Source organism: Streptomyces sp. NPDC047971, from assembly GCF_040653355.1.
GTDB lineage: Bacteria > Actinomycetota > Actinomycetes > Streptomycetales > Streptomycetaceae > Streptomyces.
Genome location: NZ_JBEZNW010000013.1, coordinates 125468 through 150245, shown reverse-complemented (window position 1 = coordinate 150245; position 24778 = coordinate 125468). Strand labels below are relative to the sequence as shown.

The 24778-nt window shown below is 70.5% G+C and carries 19 protein-coding genes and 1 pseudogene; 11 read left to right on the top strand and 9 right to left on the bottom strand.

The features are described 5' to 3' along the window. Positions 1 to 31 precede the first annotated feature (31 nt). The 3 genes from gltX to AB0D99_RS15420 all read right to left on the bottom strand — a co-directional run bounded on the left by gltX (position 32) and on the right by AB0D99_RS15420 (position 2559). Positions 32 to 1504, bottom strand: coding sequence for a glutamate--tRNA ligase (gene gltX / locus AB0D99_RS15430; protein WP_362360948.1), 1473 nt, complete (start codon positions 1502 to 1504; stop codon positions 32 to 34). Further along, positions 1497 to 2291, bottom strand: a complete 795-nt coding sequence (locus AB0D99_RS15425) for a fumarylacetoacetate hydrolase family protein (RefSeq protein ID WP_362360945.1) — start codon at positions 2289 to 2291, stop codon at positions 1497 to 1499. The genes gltX and AB0D99_RS15425 overlap by 8 nt, the downstream gene beginning before the upstream one ends. Positions 2292 to 2370: 79 nt before the next feature. Further along, positions 2371 to 2559 (bottom strand): hypothetical protein, encoded by a 189-nt coding sequence (locus tag AB0D99_RS15420; RefSeq protein ID WP_362360942.1) that lies wholly within the window; start codon positions 2557 to 2559, stop codon positions 2371 to 2373. Positions 2560 to 3106: 547 nt separating this feature from the next. On the opposite strand from AB0D99_RS15420, the gene AB0D99_RS15415 reads away from it, so the two are divergent. The 8 genes from AB0D99_RS15415 to AB0D99_RS15380 all read left to right on the top strand — a co-directional run bounded on the left by AB0D99_RS15415 (position 3107) and on the right by AB0D99_RS15380 (position 13421). Next, complete coding sequence (locus AB0D99_RS15415; protein WP_362360940.1) at positions 3107 to 6736, top strand: nitrate- and nitrite sensing domain-containing protein; 3630 nt, start codon at positions 3107 to 3109, stop codon at positions 6734 to 6736. A gap of 9 nt (positions 6737 to 6745) precedes the next feature. After that, positions 6746 to 7159, top strand: a complete 414-nt coding sequence (locus AB0D99_RS15410) for a roadblock/LC7 domain-containing protein (RefSeq protein ID WP_030325548.1) — start codon at positions 6746 to 6748, stop codon at positions 7157 to 7159. Positions 7160 to 7286: 127 nt separating this feature from the next. Then, positions 7287 to 7694 (top strand): DUF742 domain-containing protein, encoded by a 408-nt coding sequence (locus AB0D99_RS15405; RefSeq protein WP_362360937.1) that lies wholly within the window; start codon positions 7287 to 7289, stop codon positions 7692 to 7694. Then, positions 7675 to 8259 carry an ATP/GTP-binding protein gene (locus tag AB0D99_RS15400; protein WP_362360934.1) on the top strand — a complete coding sequence of 195 codons (585 nt, stop codon included), beginning with the start codon at positions 7675 to 7677 and terminating at the stop codon, positions 8257 to 8259. The genes AB0D99_RS15405 and AB0D99_RS15400 overlap by 20 nt, the downstream gene beginning before the upstream one ends. A 339-nt stretch (positions 8260 to 8598) precedes the next feature. Beyond that, complete coding sequence (locus AB0D99_RS15395; protein ID WP_362360931.1) at positions 8599 to 11781, top strand: nitrate- and nitrite sensing domain-containing protein; 3183 nt, start codon at positions 8599 to 8601, stop codon at positions 11779 to 11781. Positions 11782 to 11788: 7 nt separating this feature from the next. Continuing rightward, positions 11789 to 12202 carry a roadblock/LC7 domain-containing protein gene (locus AB0D99_RS15390; RefSeq protein ID WP_005311461.1) on the top strand — a complete coding sequence of 138 codons (414 nt, stop codon included), beginning with the start codon at positions 11789 to 11791 and terminating at the stop codon, positions 12200 to 12202. A 93-nt stretch (positions 12203 to 12295) separates the two neighbouring features. Then, on the top strand, positions 12296 to 12859 hold the full coding sequence (locus tag AB0D99_RS15385; RefSeq protein WP_362360928.1) for a DUF742 domain-containing protein: 564 nt from the start codon (positions 12296 to 12298) through the stop codon (positions 12857 to 12859). Then, positions 12840 to 13421: an ATP/GTP-binding protein gene (locus AB0D99_RS15380; RefSeq protein WP_050791473.1), complete on the top strand. Its 582-nt coding sequence runs from the start codon at positions 12840 to 12842 to the stop codon at positions 13419 to 13421. The genes AB0D99_RS15385 and AB0D99_RS15380 overlap by 20 nt, the downstream gene beginning before the upstream one ends. 197 nt (positions 13422 to 13618) lie before the next feature. On the opposite strand, the gene AB0D99_RS15375 is transcribed toward AB0D99_RS15380, so the two are convergent. The 3 genes from AB0D99_RS15375 to AB0D99_RS15365 form a co-directional block, all read right to left on the bottom strand. Then, positions 13619 to 13822 (bottom strand): acyl-CoA carboxylase subunit epsilon, encoded by a 204-nt coding sequence (locus AB0D99_RS15375; RefSeq protein ID WP_362360924.1) that lies wholly within the window; start codon positions 13820 to 13822, stop codon positions 13619 to 13621. 14 nt (positions 13823 to 13836) lie between these two features. Continuing rightward, positions 13837 to 15420 (bottom strand): acyl-CoA carboxylase subunit beta, encoded by a 1584-nt coding sequence (locus AB0D99_RS15370; RefSeq protein ID WP_362360921.1) that lies wholly within the window; start codon positions 15418 to 15420, stop codon positions 13837 to 13839. Between the two features lie 309 nt (positions 15421 to 15729). Continuing rightward, the gene (locus AB0D99_RS15365) at positions 15730 to 19587 is read right to left on the bottom strand and encodes an endo-alpha-N-acetylgalactosaminidase family protein (protein ID WP_362360918.1); all 3858 of its coding nucleotides are present in this window, start codon (positions 19585 to 19587) and stop codon (positions 15730 to 15732) included. A gap of 204 nt (positions 19588 to 19791) precedes the next feature. On the opposite strand from AB0D99_RS15365, the pseudogene AB0D99_RS15360 reads away from it, so the two are divergent. Beyond that, positions 19792 to 19953 (top strand): annotated as a pseudogene (locus AB0D99_RS15360) (IS30 family transposase); the annotation flags it as partial. A gap of 48 nt (positions 19954 to 20001) precedes the next feature. On the opposite strand, the gene AB0D99_RS15355 reads toward AB0D99_RS15360, so the two are convergent. Together AB0D99_RS15355 and AB0D99_RS15350 are read right to left on the bottom strand one after the other, a co-directional pair. Further along, positions 20002 to 20400, bottom strand: coding sequence for a hypothetical protein (locus AB0D99_RS15355; RefSeq protein WP_362360915.1), 399 nt, complete (start codon positions 20398 to 20400; stop codon positions 20002 to 20004). A 226-nt stretch (positions 20401 to 20626) separates the two neighbouring features. Further along, positions 20627 to 21136, bottom strand: a complete 510-nt coding sequence (locus tag AB0D99_RS15350) for a hypothetical protein (RefSeq protein WP_362360912.1) — start codon at positions 21134 to 21136, stop codon at positions 20627 to 20629. Positions 21137 to 21383: 247 nt separating this feature from the next. On the opposite strand from AB0D99_RS15350, the gene AB0D99_RS15345 reads away from it, so the two are divergent. Next, positions 21384 to 21986: a YceI family protein gene (locus AB0D99_RS15345; protein WP_362360909.1), complete on the top strand. Its 603-nt coding sequence runs from the start codon at positions 21384 to 21386 to the stop codon at positions 21984 to 21986. Between the two features lie 121 nt (positions 21987 to 22107). Further along, positions 22108 to 23223: a DNA polymerase III subunit beta gene (dnaN, locus tag AB0D99_RS15340; RefSeq protein ID WP_362360906.1), complete on the top strand. Its 1116-nt coding sequence runs from the start codon at positions 22108 to 22110 to the stop codon at positions 23221 to 23223. A 147-nt stretch (positions 23224 to 23370) separates the two neighbouring features. Here the strand turns inward: dnaN and AB0D99_RS15335 are convergent, their stop codons facing one another. Continuing rightward, positions 23371 to 24720 (bottom strand): hypothetical protein, encoded by a 1350-nt coding sequence (locus tag AB0D99_RS15335; RefSeq protein WP_362360903.1) that lies wholly within the window; start codon positions 24718 to 24720, stop codon positions 23371 to 23373. Between the last annotated feature and the right edge of the window lie 58 nt (positions 24721 to 24778).

Genomic DNA, 24778 nt, shown 5'->3' with positions numbered 1-24778 from the left:
GGGCCGGGGCCTCGTCGCGTACCGGAAGTCGTTACGCGGCCAGCTTCGCCAGCGCCGCGTCGACGCGGGCGAGGGTCTTCTCCTTGCCCAGGATCTCCAGGGACTCGAAGAGCGGCAGGCCGACCGTGCGGCCGGTGACCGCGACGCGGACCGGGGCCTGGGCCTTGCCGAGCTTCAGGCCGTGCTCCTCACCGGCGGCCAGGACGGCGTTCTTGAGCGACTCGGGGTCGGACCAGTCGGCCGACTCCAGCTTGGCGCGGGCCGTGGTCAGCAGCGCGGCCGGCTCGCCCTTCATGGCCTTGTCCCACGAGGGCTGGTCGAAGACCGGCTCGGGCAGGAAGAGGAAGTCCACGTTGGCGGTGATGTCCGAGAGCACCGTGAGGCGGGTCTGGGCGTGCGGGGCGATCCGCTCCCAGGCCGCCGCGTCGAAGTCCTCGGGCGCCCAGTTGGCGTGCGGGGCCTGGAGCCAGGGCTCGCAGGCCGCGGCGAACGCCTTCACGTCCAGCATGCGGATGTGGTCGGCGTTGATCGACTCGGCCTTCTTGAGGTCGAAGCGCGCCGGGTTCGCGTTGACGTCGGCGATGTCGAACTTCTCGACCATCTGCTCGATGGTGAAGATGTCCTGGTCCGCCGAGAACGACCAGCCCAGGAGCGAGAGGTAGTTCAGCAGGCCCTCGCGGAGGAAGCCACGCTCCCGGTAGAGGTTCAGGGACGCCTGCGGGTCGCGCTTGGAGAGCTTCTTGTTGCCCTCGCCCATCACGTACGGCAGGTGGCCGAAGGCGGGGATCTCCTTGGCGACGCCCAGCTCGATCAGCGCCTTGTAGAGCGCGATCTGGCGCGGGGTGGAGGAGAGCAGGTCCTCGCCGCGCAGGACGTGGGTGATCTCCATCAGGGCGTCGTCGACCGGGTTGACCAGCGTGTACAGCGGCGCGCCGTTGGCGCGCACGATGCCGTAGTCCGGGACGTTGTCCGGGGTGAAGGTGAGCTCGCCGCGGACCAGGTCGGTGAAGGTGATCGGCTCGTCGGGCATCTTGAAGCGGACGATCGACTCGCGCCCCTCGGCGCGGTAGCGCTCGATGCGCTCGGCGCTCAGGTTGCGGCAGGTGCCGTCGTAGCCGGAGGGCTTGCCGGCCAGGCGGGCCGCGTCACGACGGGCCTCCAGCTCCACGGCGGTGCAGAAGCAGTGGTAGGCGTGGCCGCCGGCGAGCAGCTTCTCCGCGACGTCCCGGTAGATGTCCATCCGCTGCGACTGGCGGTACGGCTCGTGGGGCCCGCCGAGCTCGGGGCCCTCGTCCCAGTCGAGACCGAGCCAGCGCATCGAGTCGAGCAGCTGGTTGTACGACTCCTCGGAGTCGCGGGCCGCGTCGGTGTCCTCGATACGGAAGACCATCGTGCCCTGGTTGTGCCGGGCGAAGGCCCAGTTGAAGAGGGCGGTGCGGACCAGGCCCACGTGGGGGTTGCCGGTCGGGGAGGGACAGAAACGGACGCGGATCGCGTTAGCCACGCTTGATCACCTTGTTGGTGAGAGTGCCGATGCCTTCGATGGTGACGGCGACCTCGTCGCCGACGTTGAGGGGGCCGACCCCGGCGGGGGTGCCGGTGAGGATGACGTCGCCCGGGAGCAGCGTCATGGCCTCGGTGATGTGGACGACCAGGTCCTCGATGGAGCGGATCATGTCGCTGGTGCGACCGAGCTGGCGCTGTTCGCCGTTGACCGTGGCCTGGACGGTGAGGTCGCTCGCCGCGGCGAGGTCCAGGCCCGTCTCGACCCAGGGGCCCAGCGGGCAGCTGGTGTCGAAACCCTTGGCCCGGGCCCACTGCTTCTCGCGGGCCTGCGCGTCGCGGGCGGTGACGTCGTTGGCGCAGGTGAAGCCGAAGATGACGTCCTTGACGCGCTCGCGCGGGACCTCGCGGCACATGCGGCCGATGACCACGGCCAGTTCGGCCTCGTGGTGCAGCTCGTTGGAGAAGGAGGGGTACTCGATGGCGTCGCCGGGGCCGATCACCGAGGTGGTCGGCTTGAAGAAGGCGACGGGAACCTCCGGGACCTCGTTGCCGAGTTCGGCGGCGTGCTCCGCGTAGTTGCGGCCGATGGCCACGACCTTGTTGGGGAGCACGGGCGGCAGGAGCCGTACCTTGCCGAGCGGGACCTTGGTGCCGCTGAGCTCGAAGTCGGTGTACGGGATGCCCTTGATGATGTCGAGGACCAGGCCGCCGGACTCGACGGTTCCCTCGCCCTCGACGGCGCCGAAGGCGACATTGCCGTCGATGGAGAATCTGGCGATGCGCACGAGTGCTGTCGCCCCTCACTTGGTACTTGCTGGAGTCTGACGCTCCAGGCTAACGCGGTGAGGGGCGGCTCCCGCCGTATTACTGTGCGGTCTGCGCCGCCTCGGGGGCGGTCATGAGGACGGTGCGGCGGGGGTTGGCCGTCTGCGTGGGCAGCTGGGCCACGTGCTCCAGCTGCGCGCCCCGCCCGAGCTGCTCGGCGTCCTCGAGGTGGGCGAGCGTGGTGCGGCGGGGGTTGGCCGTGGAGCGGAGCAGCATCGTCGTCTTCATGTCTACGGGAGCCTCTACAGAACGGGGAGTCTTGTAAAGCGTCAGGCTAAACGTGTCATTCCCTTCGAATGCATGGGAGCGACAACGATCTACGTGTGAGTTTGCTCACCACGGCTGGGAGGATTCGGGCATAACGGACCGCTCAGAGGGGGTGAACAAACGGACATTTCACTACTGAATGCTTCATTCCGCTCCTGATCATGGCGACTGGGACACTCGGACTCCATGAGCCTTTGGGAGTAATAAGTCCGATTCCTCCATGATCATCTTCTACGTGGGGTGACATGATGTTCACGCGTTGTCATGCCGCCCGACGTCCGACACGCGGCCCTTGTTGGAGATCCTGCACTGTGCTGGAATTCCACGCACCGCCGCGGGTTTCAAGCCGGCGCGCAGGGGGCGCAACGCAGCGCCGGGTGAGCGGCGGGGAAGGGGGAACTGCGCCGGTCATCGACGACCACCATGGGGCGCATTCCGCGTCCCGAGACGCCGACACCGTCTTCTCCGTTCACGCGGAAGGACGCCTGGTCCAGAGGTTGCGACGCTAGTGCAGGGACGATTCAAGAGGGATGGCAGCAACGCTGCCGCAGAGCAGGAGCCTCGCGCCGGAACCGATCGCGGTTCCTCGGCCCAGCACGCCCCGAACCCGGGCAAGGGTCCGGCAGGCGAGGGCGGTGACGCGTCCGGACGCTCCGGCGCCACGACCTCGGCCACCGAGTCCTCCGCCACCGCGCCGAAGCCCAAGGCCACGAACGAGGTCGGGCCGCGAATAGCCCTGCGCAACTGGCGCATCTCGACGCGTCTGGTCGCCCTGCTGACCCTCCCCGTGGTCGCGGCCACCAGCCTCGGCGGCATCCGGATCAGCGAGTCGCTCCAGGACATGGAGCAGCTCGACCACCTCCAGCTGCTCACCAAGCTGACGCAGGAAGCGACCGACCTCGCCCAGGCCCTGCAGGCCGAGCGTGATTCCTCCGCCGGTCCGCTGGCCAACGGCAAGTCGGCCAGCGACTACCAGGTCTCCACCAAGCGCAAGGCGACGGACCGCGCCCAGAAGGCCTTCATGGCCGCGACCTCGGAGATCCCCGCCGCCGAGGGCGACGAGGCGCTGCAGAGCATCCGGCAGAACGTCAGCCAGATCGCGTCCCAGGTCGTCCAGCTCGGTGGCATCCGCGGAGACGCGTACAAGAAGGGCGTCTCCAACTCGGTGACGGTCGAGGCGTACAGCCGACTGATCCGCTCGCTGCTCAGCCTCTCCCAGGACATGGCGCAGGCGACCAGCAACCCCGAGATGATCAAGCGGACCCGAGCACTCGCGGCGTTCTCGTCCGCCAAGGAGTACGCCTCCGTCCAGCAGGCGATCATCGCCTCCGCGCTCCCCTCGGGCGACAGCCGCCCCGGCAAGCTGGAGCAGGGCGACCGCCTCTACGGCTACGCCGCCCAGCAGGGTGAGAAGGTCGAGCTCAAGTCCTTCGAGACGATCTACGAGTCGGCCGGTGGCGACGCCGCCGAGCTGACCGCCTCGCTCACCACCGGCAACCCCTCCATCGAGGCGGCCGACAAGTACGCGGACCGGGTGCTGAGCAACGACACCTTCCTGGCCGGCAGCACGCCGCGCGGTCACCTGAACTTCACCGACGAGTACGGCACCAAGATCGTGGCGATGAGCCGCATCGAGGCCAACCTGCTCGGCCAGATGGACACCAAGGCCCGTGAGCTGCGCGCCGAGTCGCAGCGCGACGCCATCATCAACGGTGCGCTGATCCTCCTCGTCCTCGGTGTCTCGCTCGTCGGCGCCTTCGTCGTGGCGCGGTCCATGATCCGCTCGCTGCGCCGGCTCCAGGACACCGCGACCAAGGTCGCCCAGGACCGTCTGCCCGAGCTCGTCAAGCAGCTCTCCGAGTCCGACCCGCAGGACGTCGACACCTCCGTCGAGTCCGTCGGTGTGCACTCCCGGGACGAGATCGGCCAGGTGGCCGCGGCCTTCGACGACGTGCACCGCGAGGCGGTCCGCCTCGCCGCCGAGCAGGCCCTGCTGCGGGGCAACGTCAACGCGATGTTCACCAACCTCTCGCGCCGCTCCCAGGGCCTCATCCAGCGTCAGCTGTCGCTCATCTCCGAGCTGGAGTCCCGCGAGGCCGACCCGGACCAGCTCTCCTCGCTCTTCAAGCTCGACCACCTCGCGACGCGTATGCGCCGTAACGGTGAGAACCTCCTCGTCCTCGCCGGTGAGGAGCCGGGACGCCGCTGGACCCGTCCGGTCCCCCTGGTCGACGTCCTGCGTGCCGCCGCCTCCGAGGTGGAGCAGTACGAGCGCATCGAACTGGCCGCCGTCCCGGCGACCGAGGTCGCCGGCCGCGTCGTCAACGACCTCGTGCACCTCCTCGCCGAGCTGCTCGAGAACGCCACCTCCTTCTCCTCGCCGCAGACCAAGGTCCGCGTCACCGGTCACGCGCTGCCCGACGGACGCGTCCTCGTCGAGATCCACGACACCGGCATCGGCCTCTCCCCCGAGGACCTCGCCGCGATCAACGAGCGGCTCGCCTCGCCGCCCACCGTGGACGTCTCGGTCTCCCGCCGCATGGGTCTGTTCGTGGTCGGCCGCCTGTCCCTGCGACACGGCATCCGGATCCAGCTGCGCCCGTCGGACTCCGGCGGCACCACCGCGCTCGTCATGCTCCCCGTCGACGTCGCCCACGGCGGCAAGAAGCCCGCGCCCAAGCAGGGCCCCGGCGGCCAGGGCGCGATGCCGCAGGCTCCCTCCGCTCCGGGTGGCCGCCTGACCGGCGGTCCGGGTGCGGCCGGAGGCCGTCCCGGCGTCGGCGGCGCGCCGTCCGCCTCCTCGGCGTCGGCCGGCCGGCTCGGTGCCGGTGCGAGCGCCGCCCGCGGTCAGGTCGGCGCGGGCAGCGGCCCGCGCGCGGCGCTGCCCGGCCGTGAGGGCCCGCAGCGTCCGGCCGGTCCGCAGGGCCAGGCCCCGCAGCAGCCGCAGCCCCAGGGCCAGCAGACCTCGCAGATGCCCCAGGTCTCCGCGGAGCCGCAGCGTCCGGGCCTCGGTGCCGGTGGCTTCGGCGGAGCGCAGAGCGCCATCCCGTCCCGTACGGACGTCTGGGGCGGCAAGGGCAACCAGGGTCAGGCTCCCCAGCAGCCGCAGCGGGGCCAGGGCAACCAGGCTCCGCAGGGCGGTCGCCAGGGCCAGGGCGGCTTCCCGCCCGCCGAGCTGCCCGGAGGCAACCCGCAGCAGCAGCGTCCGCAGTCCACGAGCTGGGGCAACGACCAGGCGCAGCCGGTCCGTCGTCCGCAGCAGGACATGTCGCCGATGGACGCCCCGCGCGGTCACGAGGAGCCGGAGACCACGGGCCAGTACCCGCGGCCGTCGGCGCCTCAGGGTCCCGGCTCCACCGGCCAGTTCCCGCGACCGGACCTCGGCCGCCAGCAGCAGAACCCGCAGCAGGCTCCCCAGGGATTCCAGCAGCCCTCGCAGGACCCGGCGTCCACCGCGCAGTTCCCGCGCCCGGACTTCGGGCAGCCGCAGCAGGCGCCCCAGCAGCCGCAGGCCCCGCAGGGGTACCAGCGGCAGAACCCGCGCGGCGGCGACTACGGCGCTCCGCGCCCGGCCGGCAACCTGCCCCAGCAGCCGCAGCAGCCCCAGCTGCAGCAGCCCCGTCAGCCCGAGGCCCTGCCTCCGGCGAGCGGCCCGGGTGACGCCCGTACCCCCCTGTACGACACGCTGGAGACCAACTGGTTCCACGGTCAGGAGCAGGGACAGGGCTCGGCCGAGCAGACGACGCAGACCCCGGTCGTGCCCCAGCAGCCCTCCTCCCCCGCACCGCGGCGCCCCGCCGCGCAGGGCGGCGGCGAGGGTGGTCAGCAGCAGGGCGGCCCCGCCTCCTGGCGGACCTCTCCCAACGACGAACTGGTGCGCCAGGCCGAGCGGGTCCGCAAGCCCGCCGCCGGTGGCGTCACCACCTCCGGGCTGCCGCGACGGGTCCCGAAGGCCAACCTCGTACCCGGAACCGCGCAGGAGCAGGCCCACACGGCCGGCCCTCAGGTCTCGCGTGCACCCGATGACGTCCGCGGCCGGCTCACCAATCTGCGCCGCGGTATCCAACAGGGCCGCCAGGCGGGCAACTCGACCACGGGTAGCTTCCGTCTCGGCCCGACCCACCAGCAGGAGCGTTAGTTGAGCGCGATGAGCCAGGCGGCGCAGAATCTGAACTGGTTGATCACCAACTTCGTGGACAACACCCCCGGGGTGTCCCACACGGTGGTGGTCTCCGCCGACGGCCTGCTGCTGGCCATGTCGGAAGGATTCCCCCGCGACCGCGCCGACCAGCTGGCGGCGGTCGCGTCCGGACTGACCTCGCTGACCGCGGGCGCGTCCCGGATCTTCGAGGGCGGACCGGTCGCCCAGACGGTCGTGGAGATGGAGCGCGGCTTCCTCTTCCTGATGTCCGTCTCCGACGGTTCCTCACTGGCCGTGCTCGCGCACCCGGAGTGCGACATCGGCCTCGTGGGCTACGAGATGACGCTGCTGGTCGACCGGGCCGGCAGCGTGCTCACCCCGGATCTCCGTGCCGAGCTCCAGGGAAGCCTCCTGCACTAAGACACCGACAGGGCGGCACGCCCCTCCGTGCCGCCCTGGGATCACACACCGTCCGGCCGCCCCCATCCGGCCCCCCACCGGCCCCATCAGACGGCATCCCACCCGTGCCGTCACGCCCGGAGGATTCATGACCCCGCCCCCCGCCTCTCACGATCCGTACGGCTCCTCACTGGATGAGTCGTACGGACATGAAGGCGACCAGCCGCTGGTGCGTCCGTACGCGATGACCGGCGGCCGGACCCGGCCGCGCTACCAACTCGCCATAGAGGCGTTGGTCAGCACCACGGCCGACCCGGCGCACCTCTCGACACTGCTCCCCGAGCACCAGCGGATCTGCCATCTGTGCCGTGAGGTCAAGTCGGTGGCCGAGGTCTCGGCACTGCTGTCCATGCCGCTCGGCGTCGCCCGGATCCTCGTCGCCGACCTGGCGGAGGCGGGCATGGTGGCGATCCACCAGCCGGGCAACGGAGAGGCCGGCGGCACGCCGGACGTGACACTGCTCGAAAGGGTGCTCAGTGGACTTCGCAAGCTCTAACGGCGGCGGCGCGGCCAGGTCGACCACCAGCGCGAAGATCGTGGTGGCCGGTGGCTTCGGCGTGGGCAAGACCACGTTCGTCGGCGCCGTCTCGGAGATCAACCCGCTGCGTACCGAGGCCGTCATGACCTCGGCCTCGGCCGGGATCGACGATCTGACGCACACTGGTGGGAAGACCACCACGACGGTGGCGATGGACTTCGGCCGTATCACCCTGGACCAGGACCTGATCCTGTACCTCTTCGGTACGCCCGGTCAGGACCGCTTCTGGTTCATGTGGGACGACCTGGTCCGCGGTGCCATCGGCGCCGTCGTGCTCGTGGACACCCGGCGGCTCGCCGACTGCTTCCCGGCCGTCGACTACTTCGAGAACAGCGGCCTGCCGTTCGTCATCGCCCTGAACGGCTTCGAGGGGCATCAGCCGTACACCCCCGACGAGGTCCGCGAGGCGCTCCAGATCGGTCCGGGCACCCCGATCATCACCACCGACGCCCGCCACCGCGCGGACGCCAAGAGCGCCCTGATCACGCTCGTCGAGCATGCGCTGATGGCACGACTCAAATAGGCGATCTTCTACGGAAGTTGTCGTACGCCTCTTGGGGGGCGGTCTGTGTCGTTCGACACGGCCCGCCCCCGTGTTCATAACGTTTCGAATGAGAATTACGGCCCCTCGGACACCCGACGCATCCGATCGGTACCGCTGCGCTCACATGAGCCTCGCTTTTTGGCGGGGCTCGTTCTTTATGCCCGTTTTATCTTGGGCTCCGCGTGGCCAAAACCAGTGCTCAGGGCTGTTTGGAGGGGACACCCTTCACGTGCTGCAATTCATGAACTCCCGAGTAGTACGGCCCTGAACGAAACACCGGCACAACGTAGGTGCCGACGCCGAGAGGTTGTTGGTCGAGTGAGGCGAAGCAAGGAAAGCTCCGCGGAGCAGCAGGCGCGAGGCAACTTCACGCCGCCGGCACGCACGGTGGCGACGCCCGCTGAACCGCCGGTGACGCCCCAGGCCGGCAACGGCAAGGGCAGCTCCAGCAAGCTGTCCCCGCGCAACTGGCGAGTACCGACCAGGCTGAACGCGATCCTCCTCATACCCGTGCTGGTCGGCCTCGTCATGGGCGGCTTCCAGGTGAAGGGGTCGATCGACACCTGGCAGGAGGCCCAGAACGCCGAGAAGACGGCGCTGATCGTGCGCGCCGCCTCGGAGTACAGCCAGGCGCTGCTCAACGAGCGTGACCTCACCGCCACTCCGCTGCTCAAGGCGAGGACCCCCGAGGACCGCAAGAGCGACGAGGTCGCCCAGGCCTACGCGGCCACCGACGCCGCCAAGGTCAAGTTCGACGAGGCCGCCAAGAACATGCCCGAGGGCGAGGGCCTGGAGCGCCGCCTGAAGCTGTTCAGGGACGAGGAGCCGAAGCTCGCGAAGCTCCGCCAGGTCGCCTACACCAAGGCCCTCGACCCCGTGAACACCCAGCTCGGGTACACGGGCGTCCAGCACTTCCTGATGGAGTTCTCCAACGAGCTCGGCCTCGGCACCGGCAACGTCACCGCCTACGGCCGTACGCTCTACGCCGTCCAGCTCGCCAAGGCGGCCGAGTCGCTGCAGCGCTCGATCGGCACCCAGCTCCTCGTCCGGCCCAGCCAGGACGAGAAGATCTTCGCCCAGCAGTCCGTGGCCTTCAACTCGTACAACTACCTGGAGCAGATCGCCCTCGGCGAGTACAACTCCGGTGGTACCCAGGCGGACGTCGACCGCCTGAAGCAGGTCATGACCGAGAAGGCCAAGGACGGCGCCGAGAAGATGCAGCAGGCGGGCGTCACGCTGCCGAAGGGCCAGGACGGCTCCGTCTTCACCGGTGTGGTCAAGGAGATCGGCGCGGCCCCCGACGCCGACGCGATCGCCGCCCTGAAGCAGAAGCAGATCACCGCCGACACCTGGATGGCCGTGGCCACCGGCAAGTTCGACGGCTACACCACGGTCGAGAAGGAGCTCGTCGACAAGGCCGTGGCCGAGGCGGCGAACATCTCCTCCGACGCCAAGACGGACGCCTTCGTCAACGGTGGCATCGTCGTCATCGCCCTCCTCGCGGCCTTCATCCTGGCCGGGATGATGGCGCGCCAGATGAGCCGCTCGATGCGCGAGCTGCGCACCGCCGCCTTCGCCATCGCCGAGCAGCGTCTGCCGATGCTCGTCGACCAGCTGTCCCGTACCGAGCCGGGCCGGGTCGACACCCGGGTCCAGCCCATCCCGATCGACTCCCAGGACGAGATCGGCGAGGTCGCCCGCGCGTTCGACCAGGTCCACCGTGAGGCCGTCCGGCTCGCCGCCGAGCAGGCCATGCTCCGGGGCAACGTCAACGCGATCTTCACCAACCTCTCGCGCCGCAACCAGTCGCTGATCGAGGGCCAGCTGACCCTCATCACCGACCTGGAGAACAACGAGGCCGACCCGGACCAGCTGGAGAACCTCTTCCGTCTGGACCACCTGGCCACCCGTATGCGCCGCAACGGCGAGAACCTCCTCGTCCTCGCCGGCGAGGAGCCGGGCCGCCGCTGGGACCAGCCGGTGCCGCTCGTCGACGTCATGCGCGCCGCCTCCTCCGAGGTGGAGCAGTACGAGCGCATCGAGCTCGCCGGTGTCCCGGAGGCCGAGATCCACGGCCAGGCCGTGACCGACCTCGTGCACCTGCTCGCCGAGCTCCTGGAGAACGCCACCACGTTCTCCTCGCCGCAGACCAAGGTCCGCGTCACCGCGACCCGACTGCCCGACGGCCGCGTGATGGTCGAGATCCACGACAAGGGCATCGGCCTGACCGCCGAGGACTTCGCGGACATCAACCACAAGCTGGCCAACCCGCCGACCGTGGACGCCGCCGTCTCGCAGCGCATGGGCCTCTTCGTGGTCGGCCGGCTGGCCGACCGGCACGGCATCCGCGTCCAGCTCCGCCCCTCGGGCGAGCAGGCCGGCACGACCTCCCTGGTCATGCTGCCGGACGCGATCACCCACGGTGGTGGTGGCGAGCAGCTCCCCGAGAACGACTTCACGGTCTCGCAGATCATCCCGCAACAGCAGCAGCACGCCTTCGAGCCCGCGCAGCCGCAGATGCGGACCGCGGCGGAGCTCGGCTTCGACGACTCCCGCTACGAGCAGACGGACGACCGCCAGCTCGACCCGGTGAACCGTTCGCTGATGCGCGAGGAGCGCAGGGCGGCCCTGGAGTCGCAGGCCCACGGCGGTGAGCGTCCGCTCTACCGCGACGAGGTAGACGGGCAGCAGCAGCCGTACGAGCAGGAGTACGCACAGGAGCAGGAGTACGTCCAGGAGTACGCTCCCGACTACTCCGACCAGGCTCCGCAGCAGGACGGCTACGCCTACCAGGACCAGGGCTACGACGCCTACGGTCAGCCCGTCGGCGGGTACGCCGAGCAGGGCTATGCGGAACCCGCCTATCAGGGCCAGGAGAACGGCCAGGCGCAGTACGACAACGCGTACGAGCCCCAGGCCCACCAGGGTGACTGGCAGGATCAGGGTGCGTACCAGGGTGGCTACCAGCAGTCGTACGGTGTGGATTCGGAATCTGCTCACGGCGCTCCCGAACCGGCCCCCGAGCGCGTAGGCTTCGACCGTCCGGGTCCCACGCCGAACCCCACCCCGGACGCCGGCCACGCGATGACCGACGCCGGTCTGCCGCGCCGTGGCAGCATCGCGGCGCAGGGCTCGCAGTCCGCGCAGCAGGGTCTGCCCACGCGGGCGGTCCAGCAGCCGGTGCAGCAGAACCAAGCCGACGGCACCGAGGAATGGCGCTCGACGAACGACGAGCGCTGGCAGCGGGCCGAGAAGCTCCGCGACCCGAAGGCGGGCGGGGTCACCTCGTCCGGTCTTCCGAAGCGCGTCCCCAAGGCCAATCTGGTCGAGGGCACGGCGGAGCAGACCCCGCAGGGCGGCCCCCAGGTCTCCCGCGCCCCCGAGGACGTGCGGGGCAGGTTGAGCAACCTGCGCCGTGGTGTCCAGCAGGGACGCACCGCGGGAACGGACACGAACGGATCGGGCCTCGGCCCGGGTAGTACCTACAACCAGGAGCGTTAGTGTGAGCATGAGCCAGGCGGCGCAGAATCTGAACTGGTTGATCACCAACTTCGTGGACAACACCCCCGGGGTGTCCCACACCGTGGTGGTCTCCGCCGACGGACTCCTGCTGGCGATGTCCGAGGGTTTCCCCCGGGACCGCGCCGACCAGCTGGCGGCCGTCGCCTCCGGACTGACCTCGCTGACCGCGGGCGCGTCCCGCATCTTCGAGGGCGGTGCGGTCAACCAGACCGTCGTGGAGATGGAGAGGGGCTTCCTCTTCATCATGTCGATCTCGGACGGCTCTTCGCTGGCCGTGCTCGCGCACCCGGAGGCCGACATCGGTCTCGTGGGCTACGAGATGGCTCTGCTCGTCGACCGCGCGGGCAGTGTTCTGACTCCTGACCTCCGGGCGGAGCTTCAGGGAAGTCTTCTCAACTAACAGACAGACAGTGCGTTTCACGCCACCGCACCGTAAGGTGCGGTGGCGCGGCTCCACAGGGACATGGACCGCGAGGCAGTCGGAGGAGGAGACGTGGGTACACCCCCGGGCGGACGCCCTTACAACGGTTTTGACGGATCGCAGCCGCACGGCGACACCGCGCAGAACCGGTTCAACTTTCCCTCCGCCCCGAGCAGACAGGGCGCAGCACAGCCCTACCAGCAGCCTCAGGCCCAGCAGCCGGCTCCGGTCGGCGCGCCGGGCGCCGCGCGCAGGGGTGCGGGCGGTTCCGGCGGTTCCAGCGCTTCCGGCGGGAACAACCCGCTGGTGCGCCCGTATGCGATGACCGGCGGCCGGACCCGGCCGCGTTACCAGCTCGCCATCGAGGCGCTGGTCAGTACGACGGCCGATCCGGCCCGGTTGCAGGGGCAGTTGCCCGAGCACCAGCGGATCTGCCGACTGTGCTTCGAGATCAAGTCGGTGGCGGAGATCTCGGCACTTCTCTCCATTCCCCTCGGCGTTGCCCGGATTCTCGTCGCCGACCTGGCCGAGGCCGGACTTGTCGCCATCCACCAGCCCGGCGGCGACGAGGCCGCCGGCGGTCAGCCAGACGTGACACTGCTCGAAAGGGTGCTCAGTGGACTTCGCAAGCTCTAGCGGCGGCGCGGCCCGTTCAACCACCAGCGCGAAGATCGTGGTGGCGGGTGGCTTCGGCGTGGGCAAGACCACGTTCGTCGGCGCCGTCTCGGAGATCAACCCGCTGCGTACCGAGGCCGTGATGACGTCTGCGTCCGCGGGCATCGACGACCTCACGCACACCGGCGACAAGACGACGACGACTGTCGCGATGGACTTCGGCCGTATCACCCTGGACCAGGACCTGATCCTGTACCTCTTCGGTACGCCCGGTCAGGACCGCTTCTGGTTCATGTGGGACGACCTGGTCCGCGGCGCGATCGGCGCCGTCGTTCTGGTCGACACCCGGAGGCTCGCCGACTGCTTCCCGGCCGTCGACTACTTCGAGAACAGCGGCCTGCCGTTCGTCATCGCCCTGAACGGCTTCGACGGCCACCAGCCGTACAACCCGGAGGAGGTCCGCGAGGCCCTCCAGATCGGTCCGGACACTCCGATCATCACCACCGACGCCCGCCACCGCGCGGACGCCAAGAGCGCGCTCATCACCCTGGTCGAGCACGCGCTCATGGCCCGCCTGCGGTAGTCCCCGACGGGCCGCCCGTGCGGAGGGCCCGCCGCACCGTTCCGGTGCGGCGGGCCTTTGCCGTGCTCGCGCTTGCGCGGGGGCGGCGGGCCGATGCCGTGCTCGCGCGCGGGGACGGGCCCGACGGGTGGGTGCGTCGCGGGAACGCCGAAGGCCCCCGCTCCGTGTCGGAGCGGGGGCCTTCGGTGCGGCTGGGGTCAGCCCTGCCAGGAGTGGGAGGGGCGGAAGCCCGACTGGCGCTCCAGGCGGCGCCAGCCGGCCGTGGAGCGGCCGTGCGCGGACGTCTCGGTGGGCTTGGCGGCCGCGCGGGCGAGCAGCACCGCGGTGATCGCGGCCAGCTCCTCGGGGTCGGCGTGGCCCTTCTCGACTCGGAGAAGGTTGGCTGTGGCAGGCGTGGTCACGTCTGTGGCTCCTCTTACTGAGGCGGGTTGCCGTGCTTGCGGGACGGCAGGTCGGCGTGCTTGGTGCGGAGCATCGCGAGGGACCTGATGAGGACCTCGCGCGTCTCTGCGGGGTCGATCACGTCGTCGACCAGTCCGCGCTCCGCCGCGTAGTAGGGGTGCATGAGCTCGGCCTTGTACTCCTTGACCATGCGCGTCCGCATGGCCTCGGAGTCCTCGGCCTCGGCGATCTGCTTGCGGAAGATGACGTTGGCGGCACCTTCGGCGCCCATCACCGCAATCTCGTTGGTCGGCCAGGCGTACGTCAGGTCGGCGCCGATGGACTGGGAGTCCATGACGATGTACGCGCCGCCGTACGCCTTGCGCAGGATGAGGCTGATCCGGGGCACGGTCGCGTTGCAGTACGCGTACAGCAGCTTCGCGCCGTGGCGGATGATTCCACCGTGCTCCTGGTCGACGCCCGGCAGGAAGCCGGGTACGTCCAGAAGGGTGACGATCGGGATATTGAAAGCATCGCACATCTGGACGAATCGGGCGGCCTTCTCCGAGGCCTCGATGTCCAGCACGCCCGCCAGCGACTGCGGCTGGTTGGCGACGATGCCGACGACCTGGCCGTCGAGGCGCGCCAGCGCGCAGATGATGTTGCGGGCCCAGCGCTCGTGGATCTCCAGGAAGTCGCCCTCGTCGACGAGCTCCTCGATCACCTTGTGCATGTCGTACGGACGGTTGCCGTCGGCCGGGACCAGGTCGAGCAGGACGTCCGAGCGGCGGTCGGCCGGGTCCTCGGAGGCCACGGTCGGCGGGTTCTCGCGGTTGTTCTGCGGCAGCATCGACAGGAGGTACCGCACCTCGGCGATGCAGGTCTCCTCGTCGTCGTACGCGAAGTGCGCCACGCCGCTCGTCTCGGCGTGCACGTCCGCGCCGCCGAGGCCGTTCTGGGTGATCTCCTCACCGGTGACCGCCTTGACGACGTCCGGGCCGGTGATGAACATCTGCGAGGTCTCGCGGACCATGAAGACGAAGTCGGTCAGCGCCGGGCTGTAGGCGGCGCCACCGGCGCACGGGCCGAGCATCACCGAGATCTGCGGGATGACGCCGGAGGCGCGGGTGTTGCGCTGGAAGATGCCGCCGTAGCCGGCGAGGGCGGAGACGCCCTCCTGGATACGGGCGCCGGCGCCGTCGTTCAGCGAGACCAGCGGGGCGCCGGCCGCGATGGCCATGTCCATGATCTTGTGGATCTTCGTGGCGTGGGCCTCGCCCAGGGCGCCGCCGAAGATCCGGAAGTCGTGCGCGTAGACGAAGACCGTGCGGCCCTCGACCGTGCCCCAGCCGGTGATGACACCGTCGGTGTAGGGCTTCTTCGCCTCCAGGCCGAAGCCCGTGGCGCGGTGCCGGCGCAGCTGCTCGACCTCGTTGAAGGAACCAGGGTCGAGCAGCAGCTCGATGCGCTCGCGAGCGGTCAGCTTGCCCTTGGCGTGCTGAGCCTCGGTCGCCCGCTCGCTCGGCCCGCGCCGAGCCTCCTCGCGCAGGGCGTGCAGTTCGGCCACACGGCCACGCGCGTCAGTCGGCTCGCTCGAGATCTGGTCCACAACGGTCATGTACCGACCCTACGAAGTCGACCAAGCAAATCCCGCCGTCCACTCCGTACAGTCTCCCGCGTCGATTCCTGGTGGAGTAAGACAGAACCGCCGAACGAGGGAGCCGAGTCAACAGCCATACACCCCATGTGTTTGTAGGCTTTCCACACAACCCCACGGGACGACACCCGGACGCCGTACGTGACACGGGCGGCACCGGGAGTGATCCGGAGCCGAGGCTGGAGCGGGGCCGGAGGCGGAGCGGGAAGGCGCCGGAGGGCTCTGGGCCCCCCGGCGCCTCCACCGGGCTCCGCGTCCGACGAGCGGCCGCTACCGGGTGCCCCCGCAGTGGAAGCGGGCGCTCCCCCAGTCCGCGTGGTCGTTGCCGTTCCCGTCGCCGCCGTCGCCGACCACCAGCTCCACATAGGAGGCCCCGGTGACGTCGGCGGTGAGCCGCCAGGCGCTGTCGGCGGCCTTCAGGACCGGCGACTTCACCTTCTCCGTGCCGTCGGCGACCACGCTGAACTGTACCGACCCCCGGCTCGCCTGGGCGTCGTCCACACCGACCTCGGCGGTCAGCGACGTGCACCTCCCGCCCAGGTAGTAGCGGATCGTGGACGGGGCATGGGCGCCCAGCCCCTTCGCGTACGCCACTCCGCCGATGCTGAGGGGGCTGCCGTCGCCCGCGGCCGTCCCGCCGTTGGAGAGGTCACGCTCGACCGGTCCCCATCCGCTGGCCGCGGACGTCCAGTCCAGATCGCTGGCCCAGCTGTCCGCGGTGGGCGGCGGAGGCAGGGTGCGGACGGAGAGGGCGGCGCTCAGCTTCCGCGCCTCTCCCCCGACGGTGTACGTGAGCGTCGAACCGAGCGGGTACGCCTGGTACTTCGCGTCCACGGGGGGCGTCACCCGCCAGGTGGCGGTCGCCTCGGCGCCCGCACCGACCGTGCCGAGGGCGACCGGCCCCGCCGGTTCGGCGGTCCAGCCCGCGGGGAGCTCCAGGGCCGCCGTGGCCCCGGCGACGGCGCTGCCCTCGTCGTTGGCGAAGGTGGCCGTGACCTGGTGGGGGCGGCCCGGCTCCAGGGTCTCCGGGGCGTCGAGGGCGAGCGTGCCGCAGGCGGCCTTCTCGGGCGCCGGACCGAGGTCGGTGACGGTGAAGCCGTCGAGGACGAAGTCGGCCCCGTCGGGGGCGTCCCCGCGCTTGCGCAGTCCGGTCCAGGTGTCGCCGCAGCCGGCGGTCACGGTCTCGGAGAAGTGCCCCGTGCTCCTCTGCTGCCCGACGGGCGTACGGCGCGTCTCCACCGCGGTCCCGTCCACACGGTCGTAGCCGGTGACCCACTCGTAGGCGCCCGGGTGGCTCGACTGGAAGTCGAACTCGACGCGGTAGTCGCGCCCGTCCTTCATCGGCACGGTCCAGGGCGCGGTCCGGTAGACCAGCCCGCTGTTCTCGTCGTGGGACTTCAGCGACTCGGCGCCGCCGATGACGTCGTCGACGAGCTTCCCGTTCCAGCCCGCCTGGGTGTACGGGGTGTGCAGCTGGGCGATGTGGGTGCGCGGGTCGTTCGTGCCGCCCGCGTCGCCCTTGAGGAAGGGGCCCCAGCCCTGGTCGACGGCCTCGAAGTCCTCGTGCACGAGAGCGCCGGCCTTGGTGGCGGGGTCGTTGGCGACGATCCGGACGTCGTCGATCCGGACGGCCGCCGGGCTGCCGCTCGCGGCCTCGATCCGGAGCGTGGTGGAGCCGCTGCCGGGGGCGGTGAAGGTGACCTTGGCGCGTTGGAGGCGGGTGCCGTTCCAGTCGGATGCGGCGACCCGGTTCTGGACGGCCGACCGCTCGACGGTGACGGACGCCCCTCCGACGGAGAGCGTGGTGGGCCGGGTCCTGCCCGCCTCGACCTCGATCAGGGCGGAGGCGGTGTACCGCTCGCCGGGGGTGAGGCCGGTGACCCTCTGCTGGACGGACGCGGTCGCCGGGCCCGTCATCCTGGCGCTGTTGCGGCCCTGGGCGTCGGTGTCACGGGCGACGGTGCCGGCCCTGGTCCAGGCGGAGAGCCTCGCGTCGTTGAATCCGGGGTCGGCCACCGGGGTCCCCTGGCCCCACTGGGGGTCGCGCGGCTCGGGGGCGCGGTTCGGGTAGAGGACGTAGGGCTGCCCGGCGACGGCGTCGAGGGTGATCCTGCCGTCGACGGGGCGTACGGTCGCGGTCTTCACCCGGCCGTTGTCGGTGAGCTTGTACACGGCGTAGGAGCCGGTGCCCGGGACGGCCCAGGTGGTGCGGCCGCCCGCCTTGTTGAAGTGGTACAGCTTCTTGCCGCCGTCCCAGGGGAGCAGGTAGTTCTCGCCGTCGAGGACCTTGCGGCCGTTCTCGTAGAAGGTGCGCCGGCCGTCCTCGACGGTGCCGCGCACCCCTCCGGTGAAGGTGAGGTCGTCGCCGTTCCAGCGGGTGATCGCCTGCCGCTGGAGGTACTTGGCGGGCAGGTTCTTCTGCCAGATGTTGGCGTAGAAGTGGTTCCAGTCGGTCTCTCCCGTCCAGCCCTCGAAGTCTTCGAGGGCGGTCTGGCCGAGGACCGGGTGGTTGTTCCAGACGTCCTTCTCGCCGTTGCGGATGAAGCGGATGATCTGCGAGTTGAGGCCCTTGTTGGTGGCGCCGCCGTAGTTCAGGTCGTTGGCCCAGTGGGACCAGAGGGAGGCGCGCTCGAACTTCTCCGACCACTCGGTGGCGACGTTCCACCCCTGCGCCTGGACGGCTCGCATCGTGGTGTCGGCGATCCAGCCGTGCGTGTAGTAGACGTCGATGTAGAGCATCGACAGATTGCGGTCGGTCTCGTCGCGCAGCTGCTGGAAGCGGCGGGCGAGGTCGCCGCTGTTGACGTCCCGGCGCTGGTCGATGTAGTAGCTCTGGTTGAGCCAGTTCCAGCCGGGCTTGGTCTTGTCGACCAGGGTCTCGCTGAAGTTCCTGGCCTCGGGGTACGACTCGGTGGCGTTGACGTGGACGCCGAAGCCGGCGCCCCATTTCTTCCCCTCCCTGAGCAGCTTGTTGAGGTCGTCGAGGCCGCCGGCGCGCTTGTTGTAGTTGCCGCCGTAGTCGGGGTGCGCCGAGTCGTGGCCCTCGGAGCCGTACCCCTTCAGCAGGGCGAACTGGCCCAGCCCGTCGGTGGCGAGCGAGATCCGCTTGACGTCGTCGAGGGTGCGCAGGAAGGGGTGCGTGGCGTTGGACGCGAAGTTGAACGGGATGTGGGCGATGACGCGGTCGGGGGTCTGCGCGCTGCCGGGTGCCGTGACGCCGATCGTGCGGAAGGCGACGGCGCCGTCCTGCCAGTCGGTCTTCCCGTCGGCGTTGGCGTCGGGGGTGACGACGACCTTGGCCCAGGGGAGGCCGTCGCCGCTCTCGGGCCGCGGGGCCCCCTCTCCGCGGTAGGTCCACTGGCCGGACCAGACGCCGACGCGGGTCTCGACGGCCGTCCTGCGGGCCTGGTGCCAGAAGCGGGCGCCGTCGCGGGCGCTCGCTCCCGCGGGCTTGTCGTAGCTGGAGTTGGACTCGACGGCGGCGGCGAGCCGGTCGGTGTTGACGATCGCGTAACTCGCTCCGACGGGGGCGCTCTCGGCGGCGGTGGCGTCGGTGACCTCGGCGAAGACGTCGGCGGTGCGGGTGGAGTCGGGGTCGAGCCGGGTGAAGGCGGTCCTGGCTCCGGTGTCGGACGAACCGACGGAGACGAGGTCGTGGCCCGGTATGTCGAGGGTGCCGACCCGGAAGCCCTCCGTGTCGCGGACCGCGGTGACCTTGAAGGTGGTGGCCCGGCCGCGCACGCTCAGTGTCGCGTCGATCTCGACGCCGGACAGGGCGGGGAAGGCGAGGGTGTACGCCGCACTGGTGGCGGTCAGGACGGGTGCGCCCTTGGCCCGGACCGCGTACGTCGTGCCGTTGAGGACGACCTCGGTGACCGGGGCCGTGCTCCCGAGGAGCCGGGCGCCGGTGGAGCGGTCGGTGTACGAGAGGACGCGCGGGAAGTCCTCGGCGACCGCGACGGAGAGCTGGTCGGAGCCGATCACGGCCTCGCCGCCGGCGCGTGCCGGGGCTGCGGCGACGGCGGCGGGGGGCGTGGCGAGCGCGGGCCCGGCCAGGGCGAACACGGCCGACGAGGCGACGGCGAGCGCGCAGGCCGCGCGGATTCTTCGGGACTCGGGGAGGGACATGCGCACTAGTTGGCCCCTGCCCGCCAGGCACCGTCAACGAGATCGGGCCCCAGCGGCCCCGCCAGTCCAAGAACCCCCTTCGGTTAGTCCAAGCTTGAGTTCCAGCGATCATCGCAACACCCGACCTCCGGGGACGCGATGGCCTTCGAGATCCGCAAGATCCGCACACCGCGGGGACGCGGGAAGCTGACCCGTGAGCGGGCTGAATACTTTCCCAAGGGCACTGATCTGTCCGTTCACAGCCGAGAACACCTGGATGCCGTCACTGCCGAACTCAACGGACGTCCACGCAAAACGCTCGGCCGGGAAACCCCAGCCGAGCGCCTCGCTGCACTGCTCGCGCGGCCGATCACCCCGTCTGCATGAGGCAATGACTCATGATCGCTCTCCGGCGCGGAAGTACAGCGCCGATACCTACTGGCCCCGAATCCGTGCTCGCAGGTGTTCGCTCAGCACAACATCATGCGAAAGCCCGGCCAGCTCCTGCGCTTCCACATCCACACCCTGCTGCGTGAGGATGCCGGCCAGGAAGCTCCAGTGGCCGGCCGCCACCTGCTCGTGTGTTTCGCCACCGGTCGGCTCGTCCGGCCCGACCACCGTCCGGGCCTCCTCCTCGATTTCCTCGGCCGAAATGTGCGACCAGGCGTCCGTGGGAGCCGATGCGGTCCAACTCCACCCCCGGTCGTTCAGCAGCACCAGGCTGCGGTCATCTGCGAGTACAGCCTCAAGCCGCGCGGTCACCGACGTGTGCTGAGCGTCTGTGGCAGCCTTGTCCAGATCGACATAAGTGACCAAACGAGTCACAGCAGTCACTTGGCCCGCCTCTCAGCTCACCAACTCCTGGTCGAGCCATCGCGCTGAATGGCCACGATATCCGGGACCGGCTTCCGGCCCACACATCCCGGCCCCGGGCCGGGCCAGGCTTCGTCGACCACCGAGCGCCATCCACCCTGACCGCACCTACAGCCTCTGTGTTGCGACGACTGCTGGAATCCGCCAAGTGACCGTCGAAGGGGGCTTCTTGGCGCGGGTACGACGGTCAGCAGCCGCCGCAGTTGTAGTAGGTCACGTCCCAGTGGTTGCCCTCGTCGGCGTAGATGTTGCCGGCGCCGGACTTCCACTGCGGAGCGCCGTCGCCGCGCACCCCGATGTAGGTGAAGGTGTTCTTGATGTAGTTCCCGACGCACGTGTACTTGCTGAAGTCGAGCTTGTAGCCGTTCCAGTGGGAGTACGTGCCGCCGGCGTGGCCCGTCTCGGTGCCGCCGGTGATGTTGAGCGCGCAGCCGCTGGCGCTCCTGAGGGTCTGGGCGCCCTGTGCCGTGGCGAGGTTGAGCTGCTCGAACGAGGTGCAGGTGGGGTTGTTGCGGTCGGAGCAGCCGCCGGACGAGGACCAGGTGATTCCGGCGTTGCGGAACATCGAGGTCGCGGTGGCGTGGCTGATCTTGGTGGCGGCCTGGGCGTCGGTGGCGCCGCCGAGGACGCCGACGCCGGGGGCGAAGAGGGCGCCGAGCACCAGGGCGAGCGCGGTGAGGACGGAGCGGAGCTTCATCGGGGGTTGCCTCCTGCTGGTGACCGTGACGGTGGGGACGGCTGTGCAGGTGGAGCAGGGAGATGGTGCCGCAGTTCTACGCGCGTACGCCAGAGGGCCTCGGCGTCTTTCGGGTGAACCCGGGAAAACATCCCACCAGGATGTTGAAAGTTGAATGGAATAGGGTTACTGTCGTTCTCGTTGAAGCTTCAACAAATGGCATCCAGCCAGCGCGCCGCATCCGCGCACCGTCCCCAAGGAGCAGGTCATGGGCATCTTCAGCCGCAAGAACGACACCGCCGTCGCCACCCTCCCCGTCGACCCGGCGCTCGCCGCGCTGACCGGCGACTACACGATCGACCCGGCGCACAGCAGCATCGGCTTCACCGTCCGTCACGCGATGGTCACCAACGTGCGCGGCACCTTCGGCGAGCACGAGGGCACGCTGAAGCTCGACGGCTCGAACCCGGGGGCGTCCACGGCCTCGATCGACGTCAAGATCGCCTCCGTCGACACGGGCATCGGCGACCGCGACGGCCACCTGCGCGGCGGCGACTTCTTCGACGCCGAGCAGTTCCCGCTGATGACCTTCCGCTCCACGGAGGCCGCGCAGCTGGGCGGCGACAAGTACCGCGTGACCGGTGACCTCACCATCAAGGACGTCACGAAGCCGCTCTCCATCGACCTGGAGTTCAACGGCACGGCCACGGACCCTTACGGCAACGAGCGCGTCGGCTTCGAGGGCTCGGCCGAGATCCTCCGCTCCGACTGGGGCCTGACGTGGAACGCGGCCCTGGAGACCGGCGGTGTGATGGTCAGCGACAAGGTGAAGCTGAACTTCGACATCTCCGCGATCAAGAACGCCGCCTGAGCCTTCGGCCCTCCGAACGGCTCGTCCCCGCACCACGAGCGCGCCCGCCTCTCCGTCACGACGGAGGGCGGGCGCTCGGCGTCGCGGGGCGTTGTCAGTGGCCACCGCTAGCGTCGGCGCCATGGAATTCCGCATCGACAGCAGTGAGTTGACCGACGCCGTGGCCTGGGCCGCCCGTGTGCTGCCCGCCCGGTCGCCCGTGCCCGTACTCGGCGGACTCCTCCTGGAGGCGGGCGGCGGCCGGCTGCGCGTCTCCGGCCTCGACTACGAGGCGTCGGCGCGCATCGAGGTCGAGGCCGACACCGCACGGGACGGCAGGGCGCTGGTCCTCGGGCGGCGGCTGCTCGACATCTGCAAGGTGCTGCCCCGGGGCGTCGTGGAGTGCGCGGTCCAGGGGGCGCGCCTCTCGGTGACCGGAGGGGAGGCGCGCTTCGGGCTCTCCCTGCTGCCGCTCGACGACTATCCGGCCCAGCCCGGGCTGCCCGCGTTCCGGGGCGTGGTGGACGCCGAGGCGTTCGCACAGGCCGTCGGACAGGTGGCGGTGGCGGCGGGCCGGGACGACTCCCTGCCGGTCCTGACGGGGATACGGCTGGCCCTGGACGGTACGGCGATGACGCTGGCCGCGACCGACCGCTACCGCTACGCGGTCCGCACCCTGGAGTGGAAGCCGGAGGGCGGGGACACGGTCTCCGAGGAGACCGAGGGCGCGGACGTCGTCGTACCGGCGCGCCGGCTGACCGAGATCGCCCGCTCCCTGACGACGGCGGGACCGGTCCGGCTCGCCCTGGACGCCGGTTCGATCGGCTTCGAGAGCGACGGGACACGGACGACGACGCGACTGCTCGACGGCCGGCTCCCCCGCCACGACAAGCTCTTCTCCCTGGGCGAGCACGCCGTCGCCGTGACCGAGCGGGCTCCGCTCCTGGAAGCCGTGAAGCGGGTCGCGGTGGTCGCGGAGGGCGACAGCCCGGTCCAGCTCGCCTTCGCCGGCGACACCGTCCAGCTCCGGGCCGGGTACGAGGACGACGTGGCCTCCCAGCGGCTTCCGGCGCTCCTGGAGGGCACGGAGTCGATGACGGTCGCGTTCAACCCCGGCTATCTGCTGGACGCGCTCGGCAGCTTCGACACCGACTCCGTCCGCTTCCACCTCCTCGGCCCGGGCCAGCGCGCCCTGATCACCGACCGGGAGGACGGGATCCACCAGCATCTGCTGATGTCGGTGAAGCCGTTGGTGTAGCCGTCGACGTGCACCCGCCGACTCCGCCGGCCGGGACGACGACTCCGGGGCCGCGTCCGGGCCGCGTCCGGGGCCGCCCCGGGGATGGCATCCGGTCCGCGGCCGGGACCGCACGGGGGTTGGCGTCCGGGCCCGCGGAGCCGCCCGCTAGAACCCGCCGCCTCCGAAGTCCCCGCCGCCTCCGAAGTCGCCGAAGCCACCGCCGCCACCGCCGCCGAAATCGCCACCGCCGAAGTCGCCGGAGCTGAAGTCGCCTCCGGAGAAGTCGCCGCCCTCGAACTCCCCACCGCCGTACTCGGTGGCGTAGGCGGGGGTGGCGAGCATCGAGCCGAGCAGGGTGCCGGCGAGCAGGCCGGGGAGCAGGCCGCCGCCGAAGTAGCCGCCGGCCCACGGGCCGTACGCCGGCCCCGCCTCCCAGTACGGGCGGCGACCGTCGTACGTGTCGACGGTCCGGGCCAGGGGATCCTGCCCGTCGTCGAGACGGGCGGCGTCGGCGGCGCAGACCGGGACCTCGCGGGCGGTGCCGCCGGCCGGGGTCCAGGTCCGGTCCTCGGCGGAGGGGCCGTGGCGCGGGTCGAAGAAGCAGGGCGGTCGGCGCTCGGGCAGCGGCCGGGACTCGCGGCGGGCTGCCAGGACGGCGAGCGAGTAGCGGCCGTCCTCCAGCTGCTGGGTCACCGGCCTGACGTCGTGCGGACGGGTGGCGGAGCCCATCAGCGACTTCGCCTTGTCGTACGAGTCCAGTGCCCGCTCGTAGTCGCCGCGCATGGCGTCGTCGGCCCCTGGCTCGGCCGGGTGGAAGTCGAGGCGTTCGAGTTCTTCGCCGAAGGCGGTGATGTCCTCGTCGACGACGACCCGGAGCCTCTCCAGGGCCTCGCGCTCCTCGGCCTCCTTGCGGAGCCGCTTGCGCCGGACGACCGCGTACGCGCCGGCGCCACCGGCGACGACGACCGCGCCGAGGGTGATCAGCCCGCCGACGGGAACACCGTCGTCGGCGCCCGCCGCGGACCAGGTGGAGGGCGCGGTGCCGGACATCGTCGGCAGGGCCTGGTCGACGAAGTTGTTCAGCTCGGTGGCGGCGTCCACCCCGGGCTGTCGTACGGAGGTGACCAGGTTGTCCACGGCCTGCGGGGACATCACCGAGCGGTCGGCCGCGGCGTCGAACCCGTCACCGAGCCGGACCGCGTACAGACCCGTCACCCCGGTCTGGGTGCGCAGATTGCGCAGCAGGTTCTCGGACGGATACTCGCTGGACGCGGGCAGCACGGCGACGAAGAGCGGCTTGTCGGCGTCCTCGATCTTCTGGGCGAGGGCGTTCGCCTCGGCCGGCGAGAGCTGGTCGGCGGCGCCCGGGTCGACGTACACCGGGCCCTGCTTCAGAGCCGAGCCCGCGTCCGGTATCCCGGTGGTCCCGGCCCCCGCGGAGGGGGCCAGGACCAGGAGCAGCAGCATGGCCAGCCCGGCGAGGGCCGACAGGAGGTGGAACGGCCTGGTCCTCATACCATCGAAACTACCCCTATTGGGTGGTTGCGAGACATTCAGGACGCAAGCTTCCTGA